At 30.1% G+C, this 22097-nt stretch carries 18 protein-coding genes; 9 read left to right on the top strand and 9 right to left on the bottom strand.

Features of this window, described 5'->3' with window-relative positions:
• Positions 1-107 precede the first annotated feature (107 nt).
• Entirely contained in the window at positions 108-1166 is a 1059-nt protein-coding gene (locus WHD07_RS09385) for a glycosyltransferase (RefSeq protein ID WP_343328180.1), read from the top strand.
• On the opposite strand, the gene WHD07_RS09380 is transcribed toward WHD07_RS09385, so the two are convergent.
• Both WHD07_RS09380 and WHD07_RS09375 read right to left on the bottom strand, forming a co-directional pair.
• A complete protein-coding gene (locus WHD07_RS09380) occupies positions 1131-2171 on the bottom strand; it encodes a sensor histidine kinase (protein ID WP_343328179.1) in 1041 nt (346 codons plus the stop codon). The two genes, WHD07_RS09385 and WHD07_RS09380, sit on opposite strands and share 36 nt — an antisense overlap.
• Before the next feature lie 12 nt (positions 2172-2183).
• Positions 2184-2882, bottom strand: coding sequence for a response regulator transcription factor (locus WHD07_RS09375; RefSeq protein ID WP_105050020.1), 699 nt, complete (start codon positions 2880-2882; stop codon positions 2184-2186).
• 242 nt (positions 2883-3124) lie between these two features.
• Here WHD07_RS09375 and WHD07_RS09370 point away from each other — a divergent pair, with 242 nt between their 5' ends.
• Entirely contained in the window at positions 3125-3931 is an 807-nt protein-coding gene (locus WHD07_RS09370) for a T9SS type A sorting domain-containing protein (RefSeq protein ID WP_343328178.1), read from the top strand.
• Between the two features lie 190 nt (positions 3932-4121).
• Positions 4122-4838 (top strand): 3'-5' exonuclease, encoded by a 717-nt coding sequence (locus tag WHD07_RS09365; RefSeq protein ID WP_105050022.1) that lies wholly within the window; start codon positions 4122-4124, stop codon positions 4836-4838.
• 232 nt (positions 4839-5070) lie between these two features.
• Here the strand turns inward: WHD07_RS09365 and WHD07_RS09360 are convergent, their stop codons facing one another.
• Both WHD07_RS09360 and WHD07_RS09355 read right to left on the bottom strand, forming a co-directional pair.
• Positions 5071-6942: an ABC-F family ATP-binding cassette domain-containing protein gene (locus WHD07_RS09360; protein ID WP_343330996.1), complete on the bottom strand. Its 1872-nt coding sequence runs from the start codon at positions 6940-6942 to the stop codon at positions 5071-5073.
• 529 nt (positions 6943-7471) lie between these two features.
• Complete coding sequence (locus WHD07_RS09355) at positions 7472-10879, bottom strand: M4 family metallopeptidase (protein WP_343328177.1); 3408 nt, start codon at positions 10877-10879, stop codon at positions 7472-7474.
• Between the two features lie 286 nt (positions 10880-11165).
• Here WHD07_RS09355 and WHD07_RS09350 point away from each other — a divergent pair, with 286 nt between their 5' ends.
• From WHD07_RS09350 to WHD07_RS09335, 4 genes are read left to right on the top strand one after another with little or no spacing between them, the layout of a single operon-like run.
• Positions 11166-12182 (top strand): sugar phosphate nucleotidyltransferase, encoded by a 1017-nt coding sequence (locus WHD07_RS09350; protein WP_343330972.1) that lies wholly within the window; start codon positions 11166-11168, stop codon positions 12180-12182.
• Entirely contained in the window at positions 12183-13160 is a 978-nt protein-coding gene (locus WHD07_RS09345; RefSeq protein ID WP_343330971.1) for a hypothetical protein, read from the top strand.
• 2 nt (positions 13161-13162) lie between these two features.
• Positions 13163-13933 (top strand): DUF4292 domain-containing protein, encoded by a 771-nt coding sequence (locus tag WHD07_RS09340; protein WP_343330970.1) that lies wholly within the window; start codon positions 13163-13165, stop codon positions 13931-13933.
• Positions 13933-15171 (top strand): murein hydrolase activator EnvC family protein, encoded by a 1239-nt coding sequence (locus WHD07_RS09335; RefSeq protein ID WP_105050026.1) that lies wholly within the window; start codon positions 13933-13935, stop codon positions 15169-15171. Before WHD07_RS09340 ends, WHD07_RS09335 begins: the two co-directional genes overlap by 1 nt.
• 1 nt (position 15172) lies before the next feature.
• Here WHD07_RS09335 and WHD07_RS09330 read toward each other — a convergent pair whose 3' ends face one another.
• The 3 genes from WHD07_RS09330 to WHD07_RS09320 form a co-directional block, all read right to left on the bottom strand.
• A complete protein-coding gene (locus tag WHD07_RS09330; RefSeq protein WP_105050027.1) occupies positions 15173-15679 on the bottom strand; it encodes a mechanosensitive ion channel domain-containing protein in 507 nt (168 codons plus the stop codon).
• Positions 15680-15691: 12 nt separating this feature from the next.
• Positions 15692-16201, bottom strand: coding sequence for an acyl-CoA thioesterase (locus WHD07_RS09325; RefSeq protein WP_105050028.1), 510 nt, complete (start codon positions 16199-16201; stop codon positions 15692-15694).
• A 73-nt stretch (positions 16202-16274) separates the two neighbouring features.
• Entirely contained in the window at positions 16275-17186 is a 912-nt protein-coding gene (locus tag WHD07_RS09320) for an SPOR domain-containing protein (protein ID WP_105050029.1), read from the bottom strand.
• A 96-nt stretch (positions 17187-17282) separates the two neighbouring features.
• On the opposite strand from WHD07_RS09320, the gene dprA reads away from it, so the two are divergent.
• Entirely contained in the window at positions 17283-18383 is a 1101-nt protein-coding gene (dprA, locus tag WHD07_RS09315) for a DNA-processing protein DprA (RefSeq protein ID WP_343330969.1), read from the top strand.
• A 20-nt stretch (positions 18384-18403) separates the two neighbouring features.
• A complete protein-coding gene (locus WHD07_RS09310; RefSeq protein ID WP_343330968.1) occupies positions 18404-19471 on the top strand; it encodes a hypothetical protein in 1068 nt (355 codons plus the stop codon).
• Between the two features lie 187 nt (positions 19472-19658).
• Here WHD07_RS09310 and WHD07_RS09305 read toward each other — a convergent pair whose 3' ends face one another.
• Positions 19659-20603, bottom strand: a complete 945-nt coding sequence (locus tag WHD07_RS09305; RefSeq protein WP_343330967.1) for a hypothetical protein — start codon at positions 20601-20603, stop codon at positions 19659-19661.
• Positions 20604-20730: 127 nt separating this feature from the next.
• Entirely contained in the window at positions 20731-22092 is a 1362-nt protein-coding gene (locus WHD07_RS09300) for a hypothetical protein (protein WP_343330966.1), read from the bottom strand.
• Positions 22093-22097 lie beyond the last annotated feature (5 nt).

Genomic DNA, 22097 nt, shown 5'->3' with positions numbered 1-22097 from the left:
AAAAAAAGGATGCCGTTTCAATCCTTAACGCACTTGTTTAAAATCAAAAATTTAGCCCTAAATTTTAATACGTATTAAAAAAATGGTAGCTTTAAATTGAACTAAAAATGAATGCTACCCAAAATAAAATAATTGTAGCTCCTTTAAATTGGGGCTTAGGGCATGCAACGCGTTGTGTGCCAATTATAAATGCGTTATTAGAAAACAATTTTACACCAATAATTGCATCAGATGGAAACGCTTTTAATTTTTTAAGAAAAGAATTTCCTAATTTAGAATATTTAGAAATCCCAACGTATGCTATTTCTTATCATAGAAATTTAAAGTTGGGATTCATTTTTCAACTTCCTAGAATTATAAGTGCTGTTCGTAAAGAGCATCAAATTATAAATAACTTTATTCTTAAAAATAAAGAGGTTGTTGGCCTTATTTCTGATAATAGATTCGGAGTAAGAAGCAACTTAATTCCTTCTGTTTATATTACACATCAAGTAAATGTTTTGTCTGGCAGTACCACTTACTTTACAAGTTATTTTCATCAAAAAATAATTAAGAAGTTTGATGAATGTTGGATTCCTGATACAACAAATTCTACTTTTTCAGGAAAATTGTCATCAACCCCAAAAAATCTAAATACAAAGTTTATAGGTGTTTTAAGCCGATTTAAAAAACAAGAATTACCTAAAAATATAGCGGTTTTAGTCATTATTTCTGGTCCAGAACCCAACAGGACTCATTTAGAAAATAAATTGATTTCAGCCTTTAAAAACGATGTTAGAGATGTTGTTTTTGTTTTGGGTAAAGTAGAAGCTGTGCAAAAAAAATGGATTTCAGGTAATATTACTTTTTACAACTATGTGCTTTCAGAAGAACTTCAAAATTTAATGAACTCTTGTGAGGTTGTTATTTGTAGGTCTGGTTATTCTTCTATAATGGATTTGGCTGTTTTAGGTAAAAAAGTGTTTTTTATTCCTACTAAAAATCAAGATGAACAAGAATATTTAGCAGAATTTTTAGAAGAAAAAAAAATAGCTCCATTTGCTAAAACTAAAGATTTCTCGAAAGAAAAAATCTTAAAAACAGCAAACTATAAAGGTTTAAAAACAGCAGAAACTAAGTTAAGTTCAAAATTATTTAGCCTTTTCGAGCGTAAAAGAAAACTCTGATCCTTCTCCGTAAGTACTTTTTAACAAAATGGTTTCATCATGCGCCTCTATAATGTGCTTTACAATAGATAAACCTAAACCAGAACCACCTTGTTCTCTAGATCTACTTTGGTCTACTCTATAGAATCTTTCAAAAAGACGAGAAAGATGCTGTGGTTTAATTCCTTCTCCGTTATCAATGGTTTTTACAATAAATTTATTTTCGTTGTAGCTTTCTACGGTAACAATAGTGGTGCCATTGGGTTTCCCGTATTTAATAGAGTTAACCACTAAATTTATTAAAACTTGTTCAATTTTTTCTATATCACCTTTTACAAAAAGAGGAAACTCATAAATTCTATCAAACTTTAAAATGATGTTTCTTTTTTTTGCTTTCATTTCAAACAAATCAAAAACATTTTGCACCAATTCTAAAATGTTAAAAACAACCTTTTTAGGTTTCATTCCGTCATTTTCTAACTTAGCAATCATATCTAAATCTTTAATAACAGCAACCAGTCTTTCTACTCCTTTATTGGCTCTTTCTAGATATTTTGTTCTAATTTCCTTATCGTTTACAGCACCTTCAATTAAGGTTAAAATATAACCTTGTACGGTAAATAAAGGTGTTTTAAGTTCGTGTGCAACGTTTCCTAAAAAGTCTCTTCTAAAAGAGTCTCTTTCGGTTAAACTTTTTATTTCTAGTCTTTTACCTTCTACAAAGCGTTGCATTCTTTTAGATAGTTTTTCAATATCTGTAGTAACAGAATCTCTACGTAAGTCATTAACATCTAAAATAGATACATCTTCATAGATCTTTTTAAGACGTCTATAGATAAAATGTTCTGTTCTATATTGAATGATAAAAAATGAAATGATGAAGAGAGTAAAAATGGCTAGAATAACTGTGCTTATTCCTAAGTGTGTTGTGTATAGAAAATAAGAAATGATACCAATTGTAAATGATAGTATGGTTAAATATAATGCAGACCAAAGTGCGTATGAATACGTTTTTTTTATTTTCATTTAAGGCAGTTTTTAATGTTCTGCGCCTTCTAAAACAAACTTATAACCAACACCTTTTACAGTTTTAAAGTGATCATCACCAATTTTTTCTCTTAGTTTTCTAATGTGTACATCAATTGTTCGTCCACCAACAACAACTTCATTTCCCCAAACAGTGTCTAAAATAACTTCTCTCTTAAAAACTTTACCAGGTTTAGAAGTTAATAAAGAGAATAATTCAAATTCTTTTCTTGGTAAAGAAATTCTTTTACCTGCTTTGTAAACTACATATTCATCTCTGTCAATAACAATATCTCCTATTTTAAAGGTTTCTTCGCTATCTTTTTCAGTTTTTAGTCTACGTAAAAGAGATTTTACCTTGCTTACTAAAACTTTTGGCTTTATCGGTTTGGTAATATAATCATCAGCACCAGCTTCAAATCCAGCTACCTGCGAGTAGTCTTCTCCTCTTGCGGTTAAGAAAGAAATAATAACATTTTCTAGTGTTTTTACTTTTCTAATTTTCTCACAAGCTTCAATTCCGTCCATTTCTGGCATCATAATATCTAATAAAATTAGATGTGGAATATTTTTTTTAGCAGATTTTATGGCTTCTTGTCCATTTGTAGCTGTAAAGATTTGATATCCTTCATTTTTTAAATTGTAACCAACAATTTCTAAAATATCTGGCTCATCATCTACTAATAAAATTTTAAAATCACTTTTATTCATATAGCTAGTTAAAGTACGATTGAATATCAAAAATAGTAATAATTATATTACCAATACGATTACTTAACAATCATTTAATCTCTTTGTTGTCAGTTAACGTTAATCTAACATAAGAATAATTACTTGGTTGAGCTTTAGTGTGTTGTTTTATTTTTAAATTTAAAGGTAAGTTAACGTGTTGTAAATCAGTGTTAATTTTATTATTTATATTTTTATGGCTATAATTTTAACAAAATTGCTTTATGAAAAAAAATTACTTTTTTACTTTTATGCTTACACTTTGTTTAACTGGAGTTTCTTTTGGACAAGAAATGCTGTTAAATGGAGGTTTAGAAAATTGGGATGATGATACTACCCCAACAAGTTGGTCGAAAGCAGAGGCTGTAACAAAGTCTACAGAGGCACATTCTGGCTCTTTTTCTGCTTTTAGAAATGGAGGTTCTGGTACAAAAGATTTATCTCAAACAATTACAGGTGTTGTTCCTGGTGAGAGCTATACAATTAGTTTTTGGTATAAAGTTACTGCCGGAGATGATAAAGATGCTAGAATTTGGTGTACTTGGAAAAACGGAAGTACAACTATTTATCATGTAGGTGATGGAAATGACCGTTCTAATGATCCTTTAAGAGGACCAGAAGATGGATATTTAGATAATAATGGTGGTGTCTGGACTAAATACGAAGTTACTGTTACTGCTCCTGCAGCTGTAGATGCTTTTTATTTTGAGGTAAGGTCTTACTCTAATTCATTAACTTATTTTGATGATTTATCATTTGTAAAAAATGCTACTGCTTCTTTAAAGAATAATTCAATAGAAGGTTTTGCCACGTATCCAAACCCAATTACAGATAAAAAAATCACTATAGCTAGTAATAGTTTAGATATTAAAGAAGTGTCTATTTTTAATGTTATTGGTAAAAAAGTGTTTTCAACTTCTTTTTCTGGTTTAAAGAAAAATTTAGATGTTTCTACAATTAATTCAGGAATTTATATTTTAAAAGTTACTGAAGCTGGTAAAACGGCTACTAAAAAATTAGTGATTAGGTAATTTATAAGAACGTTTTTATTTTATAATAGGCTGTTTTAAAAAAAGTGTTTTTTTATCAACTTAAACTTATTTTGGGGTCTTATCTCATTTGATTAAGGTACTGAACAGGTTTAGTTTGATAAGTTTTACACTTTTATGGCAGCCTTTTTTATTTTTCTTATCTTTCTAGAGAAAAAGAAAACGTAATGCTATGAATTTATCCGTAAAATTAAATGATGTACTTTTTTTAGATATCGAAACTGTTCCTGAACAAGAAAATTGGCAACTGCTATCTAAAGAAACACAAGAACTTTATGCAAAGAAAACCGAGTATCAGCGTAAGGAAGAGTTTAGCGCTTCTGAGTTTTATGAACGAGCAGGTATTTGGGCAGAGTTTGGTAAAATTATCTGCATTTCTGTGGGGTATTTTGTGGATGTGAAAAATAAGAAACAACTCCGTTTAACATCTTTTTTTGGTGATGATGAGCATCAACTTTTAAGTGATTTTAAAGTGTTATTAGATAAACACTTTGCTAAAAAAAGCAATGTGTTATGTGCGCATAACGGTAAAGAATTTGATTTTCCTTTTATTGCTAGAAGAATGATTGTACACCAAATAGAATTGCCTAAAAAGCTAAATTTATTTGGTAAAAAACCGTGGGAAGTTCCACATTTAGATACACTAGAATTATGGAAGTTTGGCGATTATAAACATTATACATCGTTAAAACTATTAACGTCTATTTTAGGGATTCCATCTCCAAAGGATGATATTGATGGGAGTGAAGTAGCTGATGTTTATTATAAAGAAAAAAATATACAAAGAATTGTAACTTACTGTGAAAAGGATACTGTTGCAGTTGCGCAAATTTTATTACGTTTTAATAATCAAGAATTATTAAAAGAGGAAGATATTGTGAGTGTTTAATTATTTTGAAGAGATCTAAAGAGAAACTAAGAAGTTCTTTCCTGTAAGGTTTCAAAAACCATGGAGGTGTTTTATTTTAGGAGTTGTTAGGGATAACACCTACAAGGTCAAAAAAAGACCTTGCAGGTGAATAATGTTTATTTTACGCTAATTTTTTTTGAGGTTTTCTCTATCAATCTCTTAAAAATCGGTGAAGTTTTCGAAAAAAACTTTACGTATTTGAAGTGAGGTGTTAATCTTCTAATTTCATAGAAAGCTCTAACCAGCGTTCTTCTTTTTGCTCTAAACTTGTTATAGTTTCTTGTAGCTCTTCAGATTTTTTAGCAATATCATCCGGAGCAATTTCTACATTTAAAAACTGTTTTTCTATGGTTGCTTTTCTTTTTTGAAGTCTTTCAATATCACCTTCTAAAGCACCAAACTCTCTTTTTTCATTAAAACTTAATACGTTTTTAGTTGTTTTTTTGGTAGCTTTTTTATCGTCTTTTTTTACGGATGTTTTTTCTGGAGCTTCAGTTAAAGCAGTACCGTCATCGTAGGCTCTAAAATCTGAGTAATTTCCTGGAAAATTATCAACAACACCTTCGCCTCTAAAAACAAAAAGGGCATCTACAATTTTATCCATAAAATAACGGTCGTGAGAAACTACTAAAAGGTTTCCTGGGTAATCTAATAAGAAGTTTTCTAACACATTTAGGGTTACAACATCTAAATCGTTAGTAGGCTCATCTAAAATTAAAAAATTAGGATTCTGAATTAAAACAGCACATAAATACAAACGTTTTTGCTCTCCTCCAGATAGTCTTTCAACAAAATCGTATTGTTTCTTTTTATCAAACAAAAAACGTTCTAATAGTTGTGATGCAGAAATTTTTCTTCCTTTAGTTAAAGGGATAAATTCTCCAAACTCTTTAACAACATCAATAACCTTTTGTCCTTCTTTAATATCGATACCAGCTTGTGTATAATAACCGTACTTTACTGTTTCACCTAAAATAACTTTACCAGCATCTACAGGAGCGGTTTGTGTAATAATATTTAAAAAAGATGATTTTCCTGTTCCGTTTTTACCTATAATTCCTACACGTTCTCCACGTTTAAAAACATAATCGAAATTGTCTAGAATCTTCTTATCACCAAAAGATTTAGATACTTTATGAAGTTCTAGAATTTTACTTCCTAAGCGCTCCATGTTAATTTCTAATTGCACCTGATGATCTTGCCTACGTTGATGTGCTTTTTCTTTAATTTGATAAAAATCATCTGTTCTAGACTTCGATTTTGTAGTTCTAGCCTTTGGTTGCTTTCGCATCCATTCTAATTCTTTTTTAAATAAACTTTTAGCTTTCCCTAAATTGGTTGCCTCTAAAGCTAAACGTTCTTCTTTATTTTGTAAATAGTAAGAGTAATTCCCTTTGTATTTATATATTTTACCTTCATCTAACTCTAAAATTTCATTACACACGCGTTCTAAAAAGTAACGATCATGAGTAACCATAAATAAGGTAATCTTTTCTTTTGCAAAAAAGGCTTCTAGCCATTCAATCATTTCTAAATCTAAATGATTTGTAGGTTCATCTAAAATTAATAAATCGGGTTTATTAATTAAAACAATGGCTAAAGAAAGGCGTTTTCTTTGTCCTCCAGAAAGCGCTCCAACTTTAAGCGTTAAATCGTCTAATTTTAATTTAGATAAAATTTGTCTGTATTGTGTTTCAAAATCCCAAGCATTATAATGCTCCATTTGCTCAAAGGCAGCTTGGTATGCATCTGTATCATCTAAGTTTTTTAAAGCTTTTTCATATTGATTAACAATAGAAAGAATTTTATTATCGGTTGCAAAGATGGTTTCTTCTATAGTTAGTTTAGGATCTATGTCATCTTTTTGAGCTAAATAAGCAATAGAAATGCCTTTTCTGCTAACCACTTGTCCAGAATCTGGTACGTCTAAACCGGCAATAATATTAAGGATAGAAGTTTTACCACTTCCGTTTTTAGCTACAAAGGCAACTTTTTGGTCTTTACTAATTCCAAAAGAGATGTCTTCAAATAACACGCGTTCTCCATAAGACTTAGAGATGTTTTCTACAGATAAATAATTCACAGAGATAAATTTGTTTTTTGCAAAGAAACAAAAAACCCAAGCGTTAACTTGGGTTTTTGATATCATTTAATTTTTTTAGGGGACTTTTGGGGGAAATAAATTAAATGTTTACTATTATGATGTAAATATATAGTAAAAAAAAGTATTTGTCAATCACTGAAAACAGTGAAATTTTCACCTCACTGAAAATGGTGAGAAGTCTCACTGAAAATGGTGATATAAAATAAAACCCCTTAAATATAATCTAAGGGGTTTGGTAGTGTTAGTTAGTTGATTTATTACTGTTTAGTGAATTTTCAGGTGAAAGTTTCTACTCTATAAATTGCTGTTTATAAATAAATTTATTTTTTTAAAGAATTTATATCTGCAAGGTTTTTTTTAGAGGTTACTGCTAAACCTAATAAATTTAGTACAATAATGATATAAATATATAGTAAATAAAAGTATTTGTCATTAACCGAAAAAGGTGATGTTAATTATAAATCCCAGGAGTTATGCCTGGGATTTATAAAATGTTTTTTATTCTTATTTATTGTTTTATAAATTTTTGAGTAAATGTTTCTTCTTCATCTGTTAGTTTTATTAAATAAATTCCTTTTTTTAGAGTGCTAATATTTACAGCATTATTTTTAATAATACCTGAACTTATTATTTGACCTAATACATTTGTAATGCTATAATTAGATGAAAGTAAACTAAAATTAGGATTGATGTTTAAGATATCTATAGCAGGATTTGGATAGATCATTTTATTTCCATTAAATAAATTGTTATTTGTTGTAAAACCTGTATTTGTTGATGGTAATGCGTTTACAGAGTTTTCGGTTACTCCATTGCCAACAATACCTTTAATAGTTACTTGGTCTATGTAAATATAATCGCTATTGTTAGAGGCGTCATTTTGAAATCTAAAAGCAGCATTGGTTGCAAAATTAACATCAGCATTATTTAAAGTAATTTTTGCTGTGTAATAATTGTTGTTTTCAAAATTTGTTCCACTTGCCCAAGCAGCTACTGTAGTCCAAGATGATCCATTGTAATAACGTAACCAAAAATCTTCTCCGTTTTCCATAGAATAAGAATAAAAATAGAATTCTATTTCTACAGAATTGTAACTCGTTAAATTAAATGTTGGTGATGTCATTGCAGATCCTGTACCAGAATTGTCTCTAATTCTTATTGAATAATTACCTTCATAAGAGCGAGAACCGGTGTATCTAAAACAATCAGTTCCTCCGTCAGACCATCCGTTCCAACCAGATTCAAAAAAGGCTTCATGTAGTATTGTTGTAGAACCTGTTATAGCCGCAGAAACTAGAACTGTTCTTGTGGTAGAGCTGCTGTTGTTAGAAGTGTCAGTTACGTTGTAAGTTATAGTGTAGGTTCCTTCGATTGCGGTATTTACATTTCCAGAGGTAGTAATGTTGGCCGTAATATCTCCATCTATATTATCGGTTGCAGTTGCACCAAGCTCATTATAAGTATCGCCAACGGTTAAATTTATTGTTGATGCGCCATTTAAAGTGATAATTGGAGCAGTTGTATCTGCTGTTGGTGTTCCGTTATCAATTTGAACTGTATAATCTTCAACCTCCCCATAATTAAAAGATTCGCAAGAGGTTGGTGTACCGTTGTATTTCATAGAAATACGCATTCTAGTTGTTCCGTTTAAAGCGGAATTTGGTATTGTTATTGTTGTATTAACAGGTGTTGTTTTGGTTGCGTTTTGAGATAGAATTTGTTCTCCTGCGTCATTAAAATCGCCATCTTGGTTGTAATCAATCCAAGCAGCATATCCTTCAGAGTATGAAGTTCCTGTCCAGGTAGGAGTTACTGTTAGTGTGTAAACGCCTCCTTTATTTAAGTTGGTTGAAATACTTGTAAAATCAGAATAAAATTGTCCTCCAGAAGTATTGTTTATAGTTCCTAGTTGTACCTTACTAATATATTCATCATTTACATTTGTACTTGCAGCGTTACAATAAGAAAGTGGTGTGCTACCTGTTGTTGTTATATTGGTACTTGTAGATGTTCCGCTTCCACCAGAACTGCAATTGGCAATTACAGAAACGTTATAAGTTGTTCCGGAAAGTAAATTTGTGGCATTAAAAGAGGTAGTCGTAACATTGGTTGTTGCTGCTCCTACTGTTACGTCATAAGATGCTGCGTTTGATACTGCGTTCCATGATAAGGTAAAACTATTGTTTGTAATAGAAGTAGCACTTAAGTTACTAGGAGCTTCTAATGTGCATGTTTGTACAAATTCTGCTCCAATACCTACCGCGTAAAAAGCATTGGTAGTTGCAATAACTTCGGGGCTATTTACACCATATAAGTCTTCTGCAGATTGTATTCCTGCTGTTCTTGCATCAGCATATTGAGATCCAGAAGATAAGTATACGCTCTCTGTTCTGTAGGCAATTGCAGCAGCTTTTGTAATGTTAATACCTGTAACGTTATAAGAATCTCCATTATCATTTGTTCCGCTTTTTCCTACGGATAAAATATAAAACCAATGATTTAAAACCCCACTATTATAATGTACCCCACCATTATCTCCTGAGCCAGAGTACCAGTTTGTGCCCTTATAAGTATCTGGTTGTCCGTAAGCATTTGGGTTAGATAAAGATCTAATTGGGCCTCCAATTTCTTCACCTAACAACCAAGTGTCTTTTGTAGGGTCTGCATAATATTCTACACTTGCAGCCCAAATATCAGAAAAACCTTCATTCATTGCTCCAGACTCATAAGAGTAGGTTAGGTTTGCTGTGTTTTCGCATACTGCATGCCCAATTTCGTGAGCAGCAATATCTAAAGAAGTTAAAGGAGAAAAACTTGTACCGTCTCCGTAAGTCATTACAGATCCATTCCAGAAAGCATTATCTTGATTAGAGTAACCATATTCTATCAGATCAAAATGCACATAACTTTTTATAGCGGCACCATTATTATCGTAACTATTTCTGTTATAGGTTTGATAAAAATAATCATATGTTTTTTCGGCACCCCAATGTGCGTCTAAAGCAGCATTGTCTTCATCAGAATTAGCGTGTTCAGATGCGGTCCAATTGTTGTCGTTATCAGTAAAATCAATGGCAGAATTGTAATTAATTCTAAGTTCCATATTATAGGTCTCAATTCCATTTCCTCTAGAGGTTTCTCTTAAAATATAGTTCCCACCACTTAAAGTTGTTTCAATATTTTGATTTCCACTGTATTTTGTAGCTGCATTTCCTGCAACAAATGCGGTGTTTACGTTTGGTGTTTCTGTTTTTTTATGAGAACCATGTTTCTTAGAACTGTTAAGATGCTTTATAATTGCATCTTTATAAACAACTTTACCAGAATGTGCATCTACATATATATAATTTCTACTAATAGGCTTAGTGGCGTAGATATCAAATTTATATACTAACCTCGCTTTTTTGTGTTTTGTAATTTCTTTAGGTAAAATTAAAAGTTCTCCAACAGGTTTTTTATAATTGTTCATTATTTTGGCTTCTTCAGGGTTTTGCCATAGGTACTGTTTTGCATCAATATATGAAATGGCTTTTGTAAAAGCTGTTTCTTTAGAGATGTTTGGGATGGTGTTTACTTTGCCGACATCGTAAAAACTTCCGTTCATAGTTTTTATAGAGTTGTTCTTAGAGTGGGCAATGTAGTTTGCAAATTCTACTTTAATACCTTTAAATTGTTGTTGATATTTTTCATGAGTAAAACCTAATTTGTCTGTTTCGGTTTTAATTTTCAGTAAATTTTCATCAGGAGATAGTTTTAATTTTTTCCTTAGAATATCTGGGGCTCTTTGTAAAGACTTTTTAGAAGAATCATTAAGTTTTATAAACTTAGTGTTTTTGCCTTCTTGGGCGTTTGTTGTTAATAATCCTATTAAAAAGAAACAAGTTATTACTACGTTTTTAAAGTTTTTATACATCATATAAACTAAAATTTAGAAATGGTTGATAAAGGGGTTAAGTTTTTGTATTGAGTTTAAGTCAGTATTTTGTATTAAAAAACTTAAATTTTTACAAATAACACAACAATATTACAAAATCATTAAATATTTCACAATACCTGAAAATGGTGAAATATATTCCTCCCTGAAAACAGTGATAAAACTCCCTGAAAAAGGTGAGTGTATTACTTTGTCTTTGTTAAATTCTAATTTCTTGAATTTCTTAATTAGTGCTATATTGCGAGCATATTATTGATAAAAGAAAAACATGAAAATAATAGTACCAATGGCCGGAATTGGGTCTCGTTTAAGACCTCATACATTAACAGTTCCAAAACCTTTAACTGTAATTGCAGGAAAACCAATTGTACAACGTTTGGTAGAAGATATTGCTTCTGTTATAGATGAAAAAATAGATGAAATTGCATTTGTAATAGGTACAACTGCTAAAGGGTTTCCTAAAGATACAGAAGCACAATTATTAAAAATTGCTGCAGAGTTAGGGGCAAAAGGATCTGTTTATGTGCAAGAAGAAGCTTTAGGAACAGCACATGCAATTTATATGGCAAAAGAATCTTTAAGCGGGCCTTGTGTTGTAGCGTATGCAGACACTTTGTTTAAAGCAGATTTTACTCTAGATGTAAATGCTGATGGTGCAATTTGGGTAAGTAAAGTAGCAAATCCAAGTGCCTTTGGTGTTGTAAAATTACAAGATGGTTTTATTACCGATTTTATAGAAAAACCAAAAGATTTTGTTTCTGATTTAGCAATTATTGGAATCTATTACTTTAAAAGTGGAGATAAGTTATTAGAAGAAATTCAATATTTAATAGACAACGATTTAAAGGAAAATAACGAATATCAATTAACTAATGTTTTAGAGTCTTTAAAACAACAGGGAGCTAAATTTATTCCTGGAACAGTAGATGCTTGGATGGACTGTGGTAAAAAAGATCCAACGGTAGATACCAATAAGCAGGTCTTAGGTTTTGAGCATGAAGCAGGAAATAATTTAGTAGCTAAAGATGTTGTTTTAGAAAATTCAGAAATTATTCAGCCTTGTTTTATTGGTAAAAACGTAGTGCTTAAAAATACAAAAGTAGGGCCTTATGTTTCTATTGGAGCAAATAGTGTAGTAGAAAATTCTACCATTGTAAATTCTCTTATACAATCTAATGTTGTTATTTCTAATGCAAATTTAGACAATGCAATGATTGGAAATCATGCAAAATACAATGGTAAATATACTTCTGTAAGTATTGGAGATTATACAGAATTAACATAAATGATTATAAGATTAGAGAATAAAGAACAGAGAAAAAAGAGGGCTATTTATGTAAAGTATGCTCTCTTCTCTCTTTTTTTTATGCTCTGTTCTTTCAATTTTTACGCACAAGATAGCATACCAATTGCTAAAGATTTAACAGAAGAAAAAGGGTTAAATTTTCAGCAATTTTTTTTTAAGGCCTTGTCAGAGAAATCCATTGGTAATTACCAAAAAGCTATTGAAAACTTAGAAAGTTGTAACCAGATTTTAACAGATAATGAGGCTGTTTATTTTGAGTTTTCTAAAAATTACTTGCTATTAAATAAAACATTATTAGCAAAAGAATATATTAAAAGAGCATTAGAAGAAGTGCCAAACAATAGTTGGATGCTTAAGCATTTGGTTAAAATTTATGTAAAGGATAGAAATTATTCTGACGCCATATCTGTTCAGCAAAAGTTAGTTGTTCTTAATCTAAAAGAACGATCGTATTTGTTGCAATTGTATTTGCAACAAAAAGAGTATAAAAAAGCTATTTTATTGATGGATGAAATGGAGCGTGATAATGCACTGTCTTCTTCTTTTAAGAAAATTAAAAATAACCTAGAAAATAAAGAGAGTAAAACGGTTGTAGAGAAAACAGTAAAACCAGAAGCTTCGTTAGAAGATCAATTTAAAGAAGAGAAGTCGTATGCTGTTTTAAAGCAGATTTTAATAACCTCTAAAGAGAATTCTGAAGTGCTTTTAAAATACTCAAATGAAGGAGTTTCTCTTTTTCCTGCACAACCTTTTGTATATTTAATGAAAGGAAAGGCATTAAATTATCAGAAAAAATATAAAAAAGCGTTATTGAGTTTACAGAACGGTATCGATTTTGTTATAGAAGATGCAATGGAGTCTAATTTTTATAAAGAAATGGCTATTTCTTATAAGGGTTTAGGTGATTTTAATAAGGAAAAGAAGTTTATTGAGAAATCAAAAAAAATAAAAAAGTAAGAATGAAATTTTTAAAATATTTTGTGGTCTTTGCGGTTGTATTTACTTCTTGTAAAACAAAAAAGAATTTAATAGATGCAAATGCTATTGCTACAGAAATGTCTGCTAAAAAAGTGGCTAGAAAACACGTTGCAGCTAATTTTGATGAAAAGACGGTTGATGCTAGGTTAAAAGCAAATTTTAATAACGGAAAAGTAAAACAAAGTATTTCTGTAAGTTTAAAAATGATAAAAGATGAGGTAATTTGGTTAAAAGGAACTAAATTTATTACCGTGTTTAAAGCAAAGATTACACCAACTTCTGTAAGTTATTATTCTCCTTATGCTAAAAATTATTTTGAAGGAGATTTTAGCATGTTAAAAAAAATATTAGGTACAGATATTAATTTTAATCAGCTTCAAAATTTATTTTTGGGACAGTCTTTAACAAATGTAAAAGAAGAAAAGCAAACGGTAGTTATTGCTGATAATTCGTATGTTTTATCACCAGAAATACAAGCAAGTTTGTTTGATCTTTTCTTTTCTGTAAATCCTTCTCATTTTAAATTAGATAAACAATCTGTTGTAAATTCGATAAAAAATCAGCGTTTAGATATTTCTTATCCTTCGTATAATGTGGTTGATGATGTTGTTTTTCCATCAGAAATAAAAATAAAAGCAAAACAACCCGGTAAGTTTACAAATATAGATTTTATTGTAAAATCTGTTGAATTTAATAAAGATATTGATGCTTCATTTTCGATACCTAATGGTTACAAGCAAATAAAATTATAGTGAAAAGTAGAAAGTTTTACATACCCGTTTTAATTTTTTTTCTAAGTATTTTTTCTGTTTTTGGACAAACAAGAAAAGAGTTAGAAGCACAACGTAAAAAACTTAATTATGAAATTAAGCAAGTAAACTCGTTGCTTTTTAAAGAAAAAAAGAAAGTAAACAATGCTTTAGATGACTTAAAAGATTTAAACAGAAAAATATATGTTAGAACGCAATTAATCGCTACGATTAACTCTGAAGCAAAAATTTTATTAAAAGACATTCGTAAAAATGAAACGGAGCTTAAAAGTTTAAAAAAGAAGCTAGCGGACTTAAAAGCAGATTATGCTGATATGATTTTTAAATCGTACAAAAGTAAATCTCAGCAAAGTAGAATGATGTTTTTGCTCTCTTCTCAAAGTTTTTATCAGGCTTATAAACGGTTAGAGTACATGAAACAGTATACTTCTTTTAGAAAAAAACAAGGAGAAGAAATTGTAGTTCATACAAATGAAGTGCAACAGTTAAATGATTCTTTATTGGTTCAAAAGGCTTTAAAAGATACTTTAATTTTGTCTCAAAAAGAGCAAAAAAAAGAAATTGAAATTGATAAAAAAAATCAAGAGAAATTAATTGCCACTATTAAGAAAAGAGAAAGTAAATACAAAAAAGAGCTTCAAAATAAAGTTAAAGAAGAGAAAAGAGTTACTGCTCAGATAGATAAGAAAATCCGTGAAGAAATTGAGCGAGCAAATAGAATTGCACGATCAAAATTAAAGGATAAGCCAAAGACTTCGGTTAAGAAAAATGAATTTATTTTAAGTCCAGAAGCCAAAGCTTTAGCAACAAAGTTCGAGTTAAATAAAGGTAGGTTGCCTTGGCCTGTAAGTGAAGGTATTGTTGTTAGAAAATTTGGAAAACAACCGCATCCATCATTTCCTGGAATTACTGTTAACGGTACTGGTTTGCATATTGTAACCAAACAAGGTAAAGATGCGCAAGCTATTTTTAATGGTAGTGTGCTTAATGTTTTGGTAAGTGCAGAGGGTAGAAAAAACGTTTTAATACAACATGGTAATTATATTTCATCTTACAATAACTTAGAAAAAGCGTATGTTAAAAAAGGAGATCGTATTGTAACGGGGCAAAAAATTGGTCAGATTTTTACCGACAAGGTTTCTAAAAAAACAAAGTTAATTTTTGTGTTGTTTAAAAATACAACACGTTTAAATCCTTCTTCTTGGATTTTAAAAAGGTAATTTAATTATCTGGTTGTGGAGAATATTTAATATTTTTTTGAAGAATAACAGCATTTGGTAAGGTTATTAATTCTTTTTCTGGTGTTCTTAATGTGATAAAAAAAGCACCAATATCTCTAATTTCACCTGTAATATTATTGTCTTTCTCTAAAATAGTAATAGTGTCTCCTATTTTTACAGGGTAGTTTATAAATAAAATTAAACCTGCTGTAATATTAGAAAGTATAGACCATTGAGCAAAAAAAGCAATTCCTAAAATGGTTAAAAAAGAAGAAACATATACTAATAGTTGTTTTTCATCAACACCCCAAATAAAAGAAACTAAAACAATTACTGTAATATAAATTAGCACGGTAACTATTTTATTAGTTACTATAATTCTTGCTTTTTGAAATCCAAACTTTGTTTGAATCTTTTTTAAAGAATTGGTAATTAATAAGCGTGTTAAAATAGCAGTTACAAAAATTGCAACCGAGTAAATAATTTTATATTTATATAGCTCCATCATAATTATTAGTATTTAACTAAATAGTGCTTTTAAGGCAGTGGCATCGCTAGGTTTTAGTTTGCCAGCTAAAACTAAACTTAATTCTTTACGTCTTAATGCTCCTTCAAAACGAGTTTCTTCTAAATCTGTTTCTGGTCTAATTTGAGGAATGGCAACAGGTTTTCCGGTATCATCTACCGCTACAAAAGTGTAAATTCCTTCGTTAACTTTAGTTCTAGATCTAGATTGTCTGTCTTCTATCCAAACATCTACGTATATTTCCATAGAGGTGTTAAAGGCTCTAGAAACTTTAGCTTCTATAGTTACCACGCTTCCTACAGGGATTGCTTTATTAAAAGCAACATGGTTTACAGAGGCTGTAACAACAATTCTTCTAGAATGTCTTTTTGCTGCAATACTACAAGCTCTATCCATTCTTGCTAATAATTCGCCCCCAAAAAGGTTTTCTAAATAATTTGTTTCACCAGGTAAAACTAAGTCGGTAAGTATTGTTAAAGATTCTTTTGGCGTTTTTGCTTCCATCAAAAAATATTTTTGAGCAAAGATACAATCACTTATTTAAAAGTGAAGTTTAAAAACGTTAAAGAAAAAGGAATTAATCTAATTTTTTAGTTAATAACCAAGCGTCTTTAGAAACTGTTTTTTGAATTCGGTAAAGACTGTTAATTGCTTTGTTACGATTAGAATAGCTGTTAAAGGTAACTTGTGTAAGTCCCCATTTGTTAACGCCAATTATTTTAGCATCATACCCTTTAGCCTTTAATTCGATAACTTTTTTTTCTGCATTTTCTGCAAATTGAAAAGCTCCAGCAATAATATGGTATGGTTTTGCTATTTCTTTAGCAACATTTAAATTAATAGTTGGTAAAGGGTTAGAAATTACAAAAGTAGCAGATTGTATTTTTTTCTGAATTGCTTTTTCTTGATTGGCTATAGTTACTTTTTGCTGATTATTTTGATAACCGTTATAACCTGCAAATCCTAAAGTTAATAAAACAGCAGCTGTTGCAGCATATTTTATAAATGCAGGTATTCCTTTTTTCTTTTCTTCTGTAAATACAGGAGTTAAAGGTTTTACTTGCTCTTTATATCTTGCAATTGCAGAAGATTCTACTGTTGCTAAACCAAAAGACTCTGTTAAATAGTTAACGGTAGTATTGGGTTCAAAAATAATTTGTTTTGCTTCATTTAAAGACAAAATACCTAAATTATCTATTTGTACTTGCTTATTTTGTAGCTCATTTTGCCACTTAATTACAGATAATGAAATAGCAGTAGATGCTTTCTCGAAAGAAATATTTTCTGCAGAAGCAATATAATTTGCTAATAAACCATCGTTGTGCTTTAACAGGCTGTTAAATGTAATTTGTTTTGTTGGTGGGGTAAAGGTGTTTGTAAAATTATTCACCTTTGCACCAATTCTATTTGTTACAAATCCTCCAAAGTCAGGTACAATTACGCAATCGTATCTGTATAGTAAATCGTTAATGTATGTTGCTAAATTCATTGTAACAAATATAGAAATTAAGACGTTTTGTAAAACAATTTCTTAACAATTTTATCAACAAATATTTTATATATTGGTATTCAAATTGTTACCAAATTGAAAGAAGAAAAATTATTGGCAATCTTAAGATTGCAAAAATGCAAAGCTATTGGAGATATTTTGGCCAAAAAGCTTATTGTTAATGTGGGAGATGTAGAACAGGTTTTTAAAGAAAACACTGCAATGCTCTCAAAAATAAACGGAATAGGAAATCATGCTTTAAAACATTTGTTTGATGTTAAAAATATAGAATTAGCACAAAAGGAATTAAAATACATAAAAGACAACAACATTTCTTACACCTATTTTTTAGATAATGATTATCCTAAAAATCTTCAGCATTGCATCGATAGTCCTATTTTAATGTTTAAAGATGGAAATTTAGATTTCTCTAATTCCAGAATTATTTCTATTGTGGGTACACGGAATATTAGCTCTTATGGGCGTAATTTTTGCAATCAATTTATAGAAGAAATTGCAACCTACAACCCTATAATTGTAAGTGGTTTTGCTTATGGAGTAGATATTTGTGCACACAAAGCAGCGGTAGAAAATAAGTTGCAAACAATTGCTGTGTTAGCACATGGTTTTGAGCAAATATATCCGAAGGTTCATAAAAAATATATTCATCAAGTAAATGAAAATGGAGGTTTTTTAACTGAGTTTTGGAGTGAAGAAGATCCTCTAAGAGAAAATTTTCTAAAACGTAATAGAATTGTTGCAGGCATTTCTACAGCAACAATTATTATAGAATCGGCATCTAAAGGAGGTTCTTTAGTTACCGCAGATATTGCTAATTCTTATAACAAAGATGTTTTTGCTGTACCTGGTAGAACTACAGATTTGTATAGTAAAGGGTGTAATGATTTAATTAAAAACAACAGAGCGCACTTGTTAAACTCAGCTTTAGATGTTGTAAAAATGTTAAATTGGGATGTTCAAGAAAAAAACAAAACAATTCAAAAACAATTATTTGTAGAATTGAATGAGAATGAACAAAAAATTCATGATTTGTTACACGATAAAGGACAACAATTGTTAGATGTTATTTCGTTAGAATGTAATATTCCTATTTATCAATTATCATCTATTTTATTGCAAATGGAATTAAAAGGGGTTACAAAACCTTTACCAGGAAAGATGTTTGAACTTGCTTAATAATGCTTATTTTTGATATTATGAAGTCAGAAAGAAAACTAATGTCTAAGAAGAAACCTACATTTCCTGTAAATGAAATGTTGAGTTCGTATTTAAAAAAATATAATAGAAACATAAAAATTCCTATTTTTTATGACGATCTGTTACGTTTTCAGGGCTCAATTACGGTTTACGATAAAAATGAAGAAGATACCCTTTGGATACGTACTTATTATTCTGAATGGGATAGAGCAGAAATTGATAAAAGTTTAAAAAAAATATATACCATGTTGCTTTCTGACGGAAGTGATGAAACCATTCCGTTTTTAAATGTAGACGCCATAGATTACTGTACGTTTGGTAATTCTAAACCCTTTAGAGTTAAGGTAAGAAATATTTTAAATGACAATTTCACTTATTTTTATGTAAAAAAAGCAGATGCTTCTCGTGTTTATGGTTTAGAATTAGAACATATATTATCTCCTCATAATATTAATTTCTTAGTTTATAAAGATACCTTAATAGAAGAGCATATTGTAGGGATTCCTGGAGACGATTTTATTAAAAATTTCTTACCAAAATGTACCGAATCAGAAAAATCTCAGATAGCCAAAGAGTTTGTTAAATTTAAAGAACGTTGTTTGGTTAGGTTGTTAGGAGATATGCGTTCTTACAATTATGTTGTTACACCAACGCACGATTTTTCTCATATTATTTATAAAATTAGAGCCATTGATTTTGATCAGCAATCTTTTGAAGGGAATTTAAAAGTTTACAATCTTCAGTTTATGAAAGAAAACTTTAAGATGGTAGAAATGGTTGGTAAAAAATTACAAAATAGTTCTATAAATCAATATAAAATAGAAGAACGTTCTTTTATGGCAAAACGTATGATTACAGCCCCTAGAAGAACAGAGTTTCTTATTAATTGTATGAAAAACGATACGATTTCTTATCCTAAAAATGTAGCATTATTAAAGAACCAACTAATTAAATATGTGGGAGATGTAAAGTTTAAAGAGTGTACAAATATGGGAGAAATTTTAGATACTATTTTATCTTTTGTAAAACGTAATTACTTAGATATTAGTAATAAAGAATTGTTTTAGAAGCTATTTCCTGCTTTGCACTATATCTTTTTATTTCTGTTACAGCTAATTTTCTTTATTGTAATCTCTGGCAATTTTATTATTAGAAACAGATTGCTTCGTTCCTCGCAATAAGCTTATAAAAGAGGCATAAAAAGGATGTCGTTTCAATCAGGGCTAGAGTTTGTTTGTTTTTATTTTAAAAATATTAGTCAATTATAATGCTTATTGGTAAGTTGTATTTTGTTTTTACAATTTTATCAGCTTGTTTTCCAGGGATTAATTGTGGTAATTTTTTAAGTGTTTTTATAACCTCTTTTTCTAATTTTCTGTTAGAAGATTTAGCTTTAATATCTGTTACGTATCCCTTTTTATCAACAATAAATTCAGTATAAATTTGGTGTTTACCTTTTTTTAAGTCTAGTTTTTGGGAAGGTTTCGTATTAAAATTTTCCTCAAAGAAAATCTTAATTCTTTTCTCAAAGTTTTTTTGAGTATTTTCTTCTGATTCTTTAAACTTTGGGCTTTGTTCAATAATAAATCCCATTATAATTTCTTCCTCTTCAATTTCATTAAATTCAATAACTCCATCAATTTTTAATTCTTCAACAACTTCGCCTGTAGTAACTATCTCTATAGGTTTGTCATTTTTTAAATTGGTATTACAAACTGTAATTCTAGTTGTGGCAGGAGAATGGGGGAGGGTTTCTTTTTTAGTTACAATAATAGTGTCTTCTTTAAGTATGTTTTCTAAGGAGTTAGTTTCTTTTTTAATATTATTAATTGTATCAATAATTACTACATCTTGTATTTTTTGTTTTTTACCATCCGTATATTGGCAAGAAAAAAGAGTTGTGCCCATCACAAAAAATAAAGACAGCACAAATAATTTTTGAAAAGATAAATGTTGATCAAAAACTACTTTAGGAATTTCAATTGTAATACTATTTAGTTGTTTTTTATAAAAATGCCCGCAAACTCGCTTTTTTTTATTTTTAATTAAGTAATCTGTAATTTCACTTGTAGTTTTTTTAGTAAAATCAATCACAGTTTTAGAACAAGAACTGCAAAATTTTCCTTTTTCTTTTTGGGTCATCTTGTTCCAATTTTCATGACAAGGTTTAGGAATTGTAATTTTGAGTTTCGAGTTCATAATATTAGTTTTATGAAGTCTAAATCAAAGAAGATGCCAAAGTTAAAATTTTGTTAAACAGTAAGTATTTAAAGCAAAAAGAGGCGTAAAATAAAATTACGCCTCTTTTTTATATCAGTCTTCTAAATTAGAAAGCACCTATAAAATGACTTCCTTCTGCATTTACCAATTCTGCACCTTTAGTTACAACACCAGTTTCTGTTTCTATAACATAAATGTTTCCATTTTGTCCTACAGGAGCTTGTGTTACGTATATTTCTGTACCATCAACTACAAAACCTTGGTATTGGAATAAGTAAAAATCTGGATCGTAAGGAATGGCATCAATTTTAGTAGCCGTTTTAGCATTTAAATCTACAAGAGCAAAAAAGCCTTGTGCACCTGCTACACCATCCTGAGAACCATTATGACGGTAAGCTACAACCGCTTTACCATTTGCAGCTGGTCTCCAAGCAAGAATATAAGCACCTTCTATTCCTAAAGCGTCATCTAGGTTAAAATTATAAGAATTATCATATTGGTTATCTGCACCAATTTTTAAGATATAAGAACCTTCTGGGTCACTTTGGTTGGCTTGGTAAACACTTCCTCCGTATTCGAAAGCGTTAATGCTTCGGTATCCGTTGGTGTTTCCATGTCCTAAAGTAGACGTAATTACCGTTGGGTTTAATAAAGATGGGTAATCTAATACAATTGTTTTAGAACCTAAAATTTCATAACCACTATCACTTTCTACAGTTGCAGGATCTACTTTACTTAAACGAGCTCCAATATATAGTTTATCTCCAGCCTTATTTAAAGTAGGCATGTCAATTCTAGAAATATAATAACCTTTTGCTTCTTCTTCTGCACTTAAACGTACAACATGCTCCTTGAATTCGTTTATTGAAGAGTTTACTAAGTCTAAAGTAACTACACCTATTTTAGCTTCTGTATAGTTATAAGTATCATCTGTAGCATCATCCGGAGTACCATTGTCATCAACTTGGTGCTCTGTGGATACATAAACTGCAGCACCTGTTTGGTCTCCATCAAATAATTTTATCCACCTTGGTGCGGTACCAACATAAGGAGCAATACTAACCTCAGAACCCGTAGGAGTAAATGTTTGTCCGCCTTCTACAGTATATTTTGTGTAATTACCACCAGTATCACCTGCGTAGCTAATGTTAAAAATAGTACTTCCATCTTCAGAAGATTGTAATCTTGCAGTTCTGTTTGATGGTGCAATAAATCCGTCTTCAAAAGGATTAATAGATACGGTTGGGTCTTTAGCATCTTCGCTAGTTACAGCGTAAATTAATGTTCCTCCGTTTCCGTCTCCTGGGTTATCTCCCATTTTTGCTCCAGCAATGGTAATCCATCTAGTGTCTTCAATTGGGTCTGGATCAACAATTGGTTCTTCATTAATATCATCACTACATGCAGTTAATGCACCGAATGCTAATATAAAGGCTAATGCTTTGGGGTTTGTAAATATTTGTTTCATTTTAT

The sequence above is a fragment of the Polaribacter staleyi genome, from assembly GCF_038024045.1.
GTDB lineage: Bacteria > Bacteroidota > Bacteroidia > Flavobacteriales > Flavobacteriaceae > Polaribacter > Polaribacter butkevichii.
Note: the sequence above shows the minus strand (reverse complement) of the source record. Positions and strands in the feature narration are given on the sequence as shown.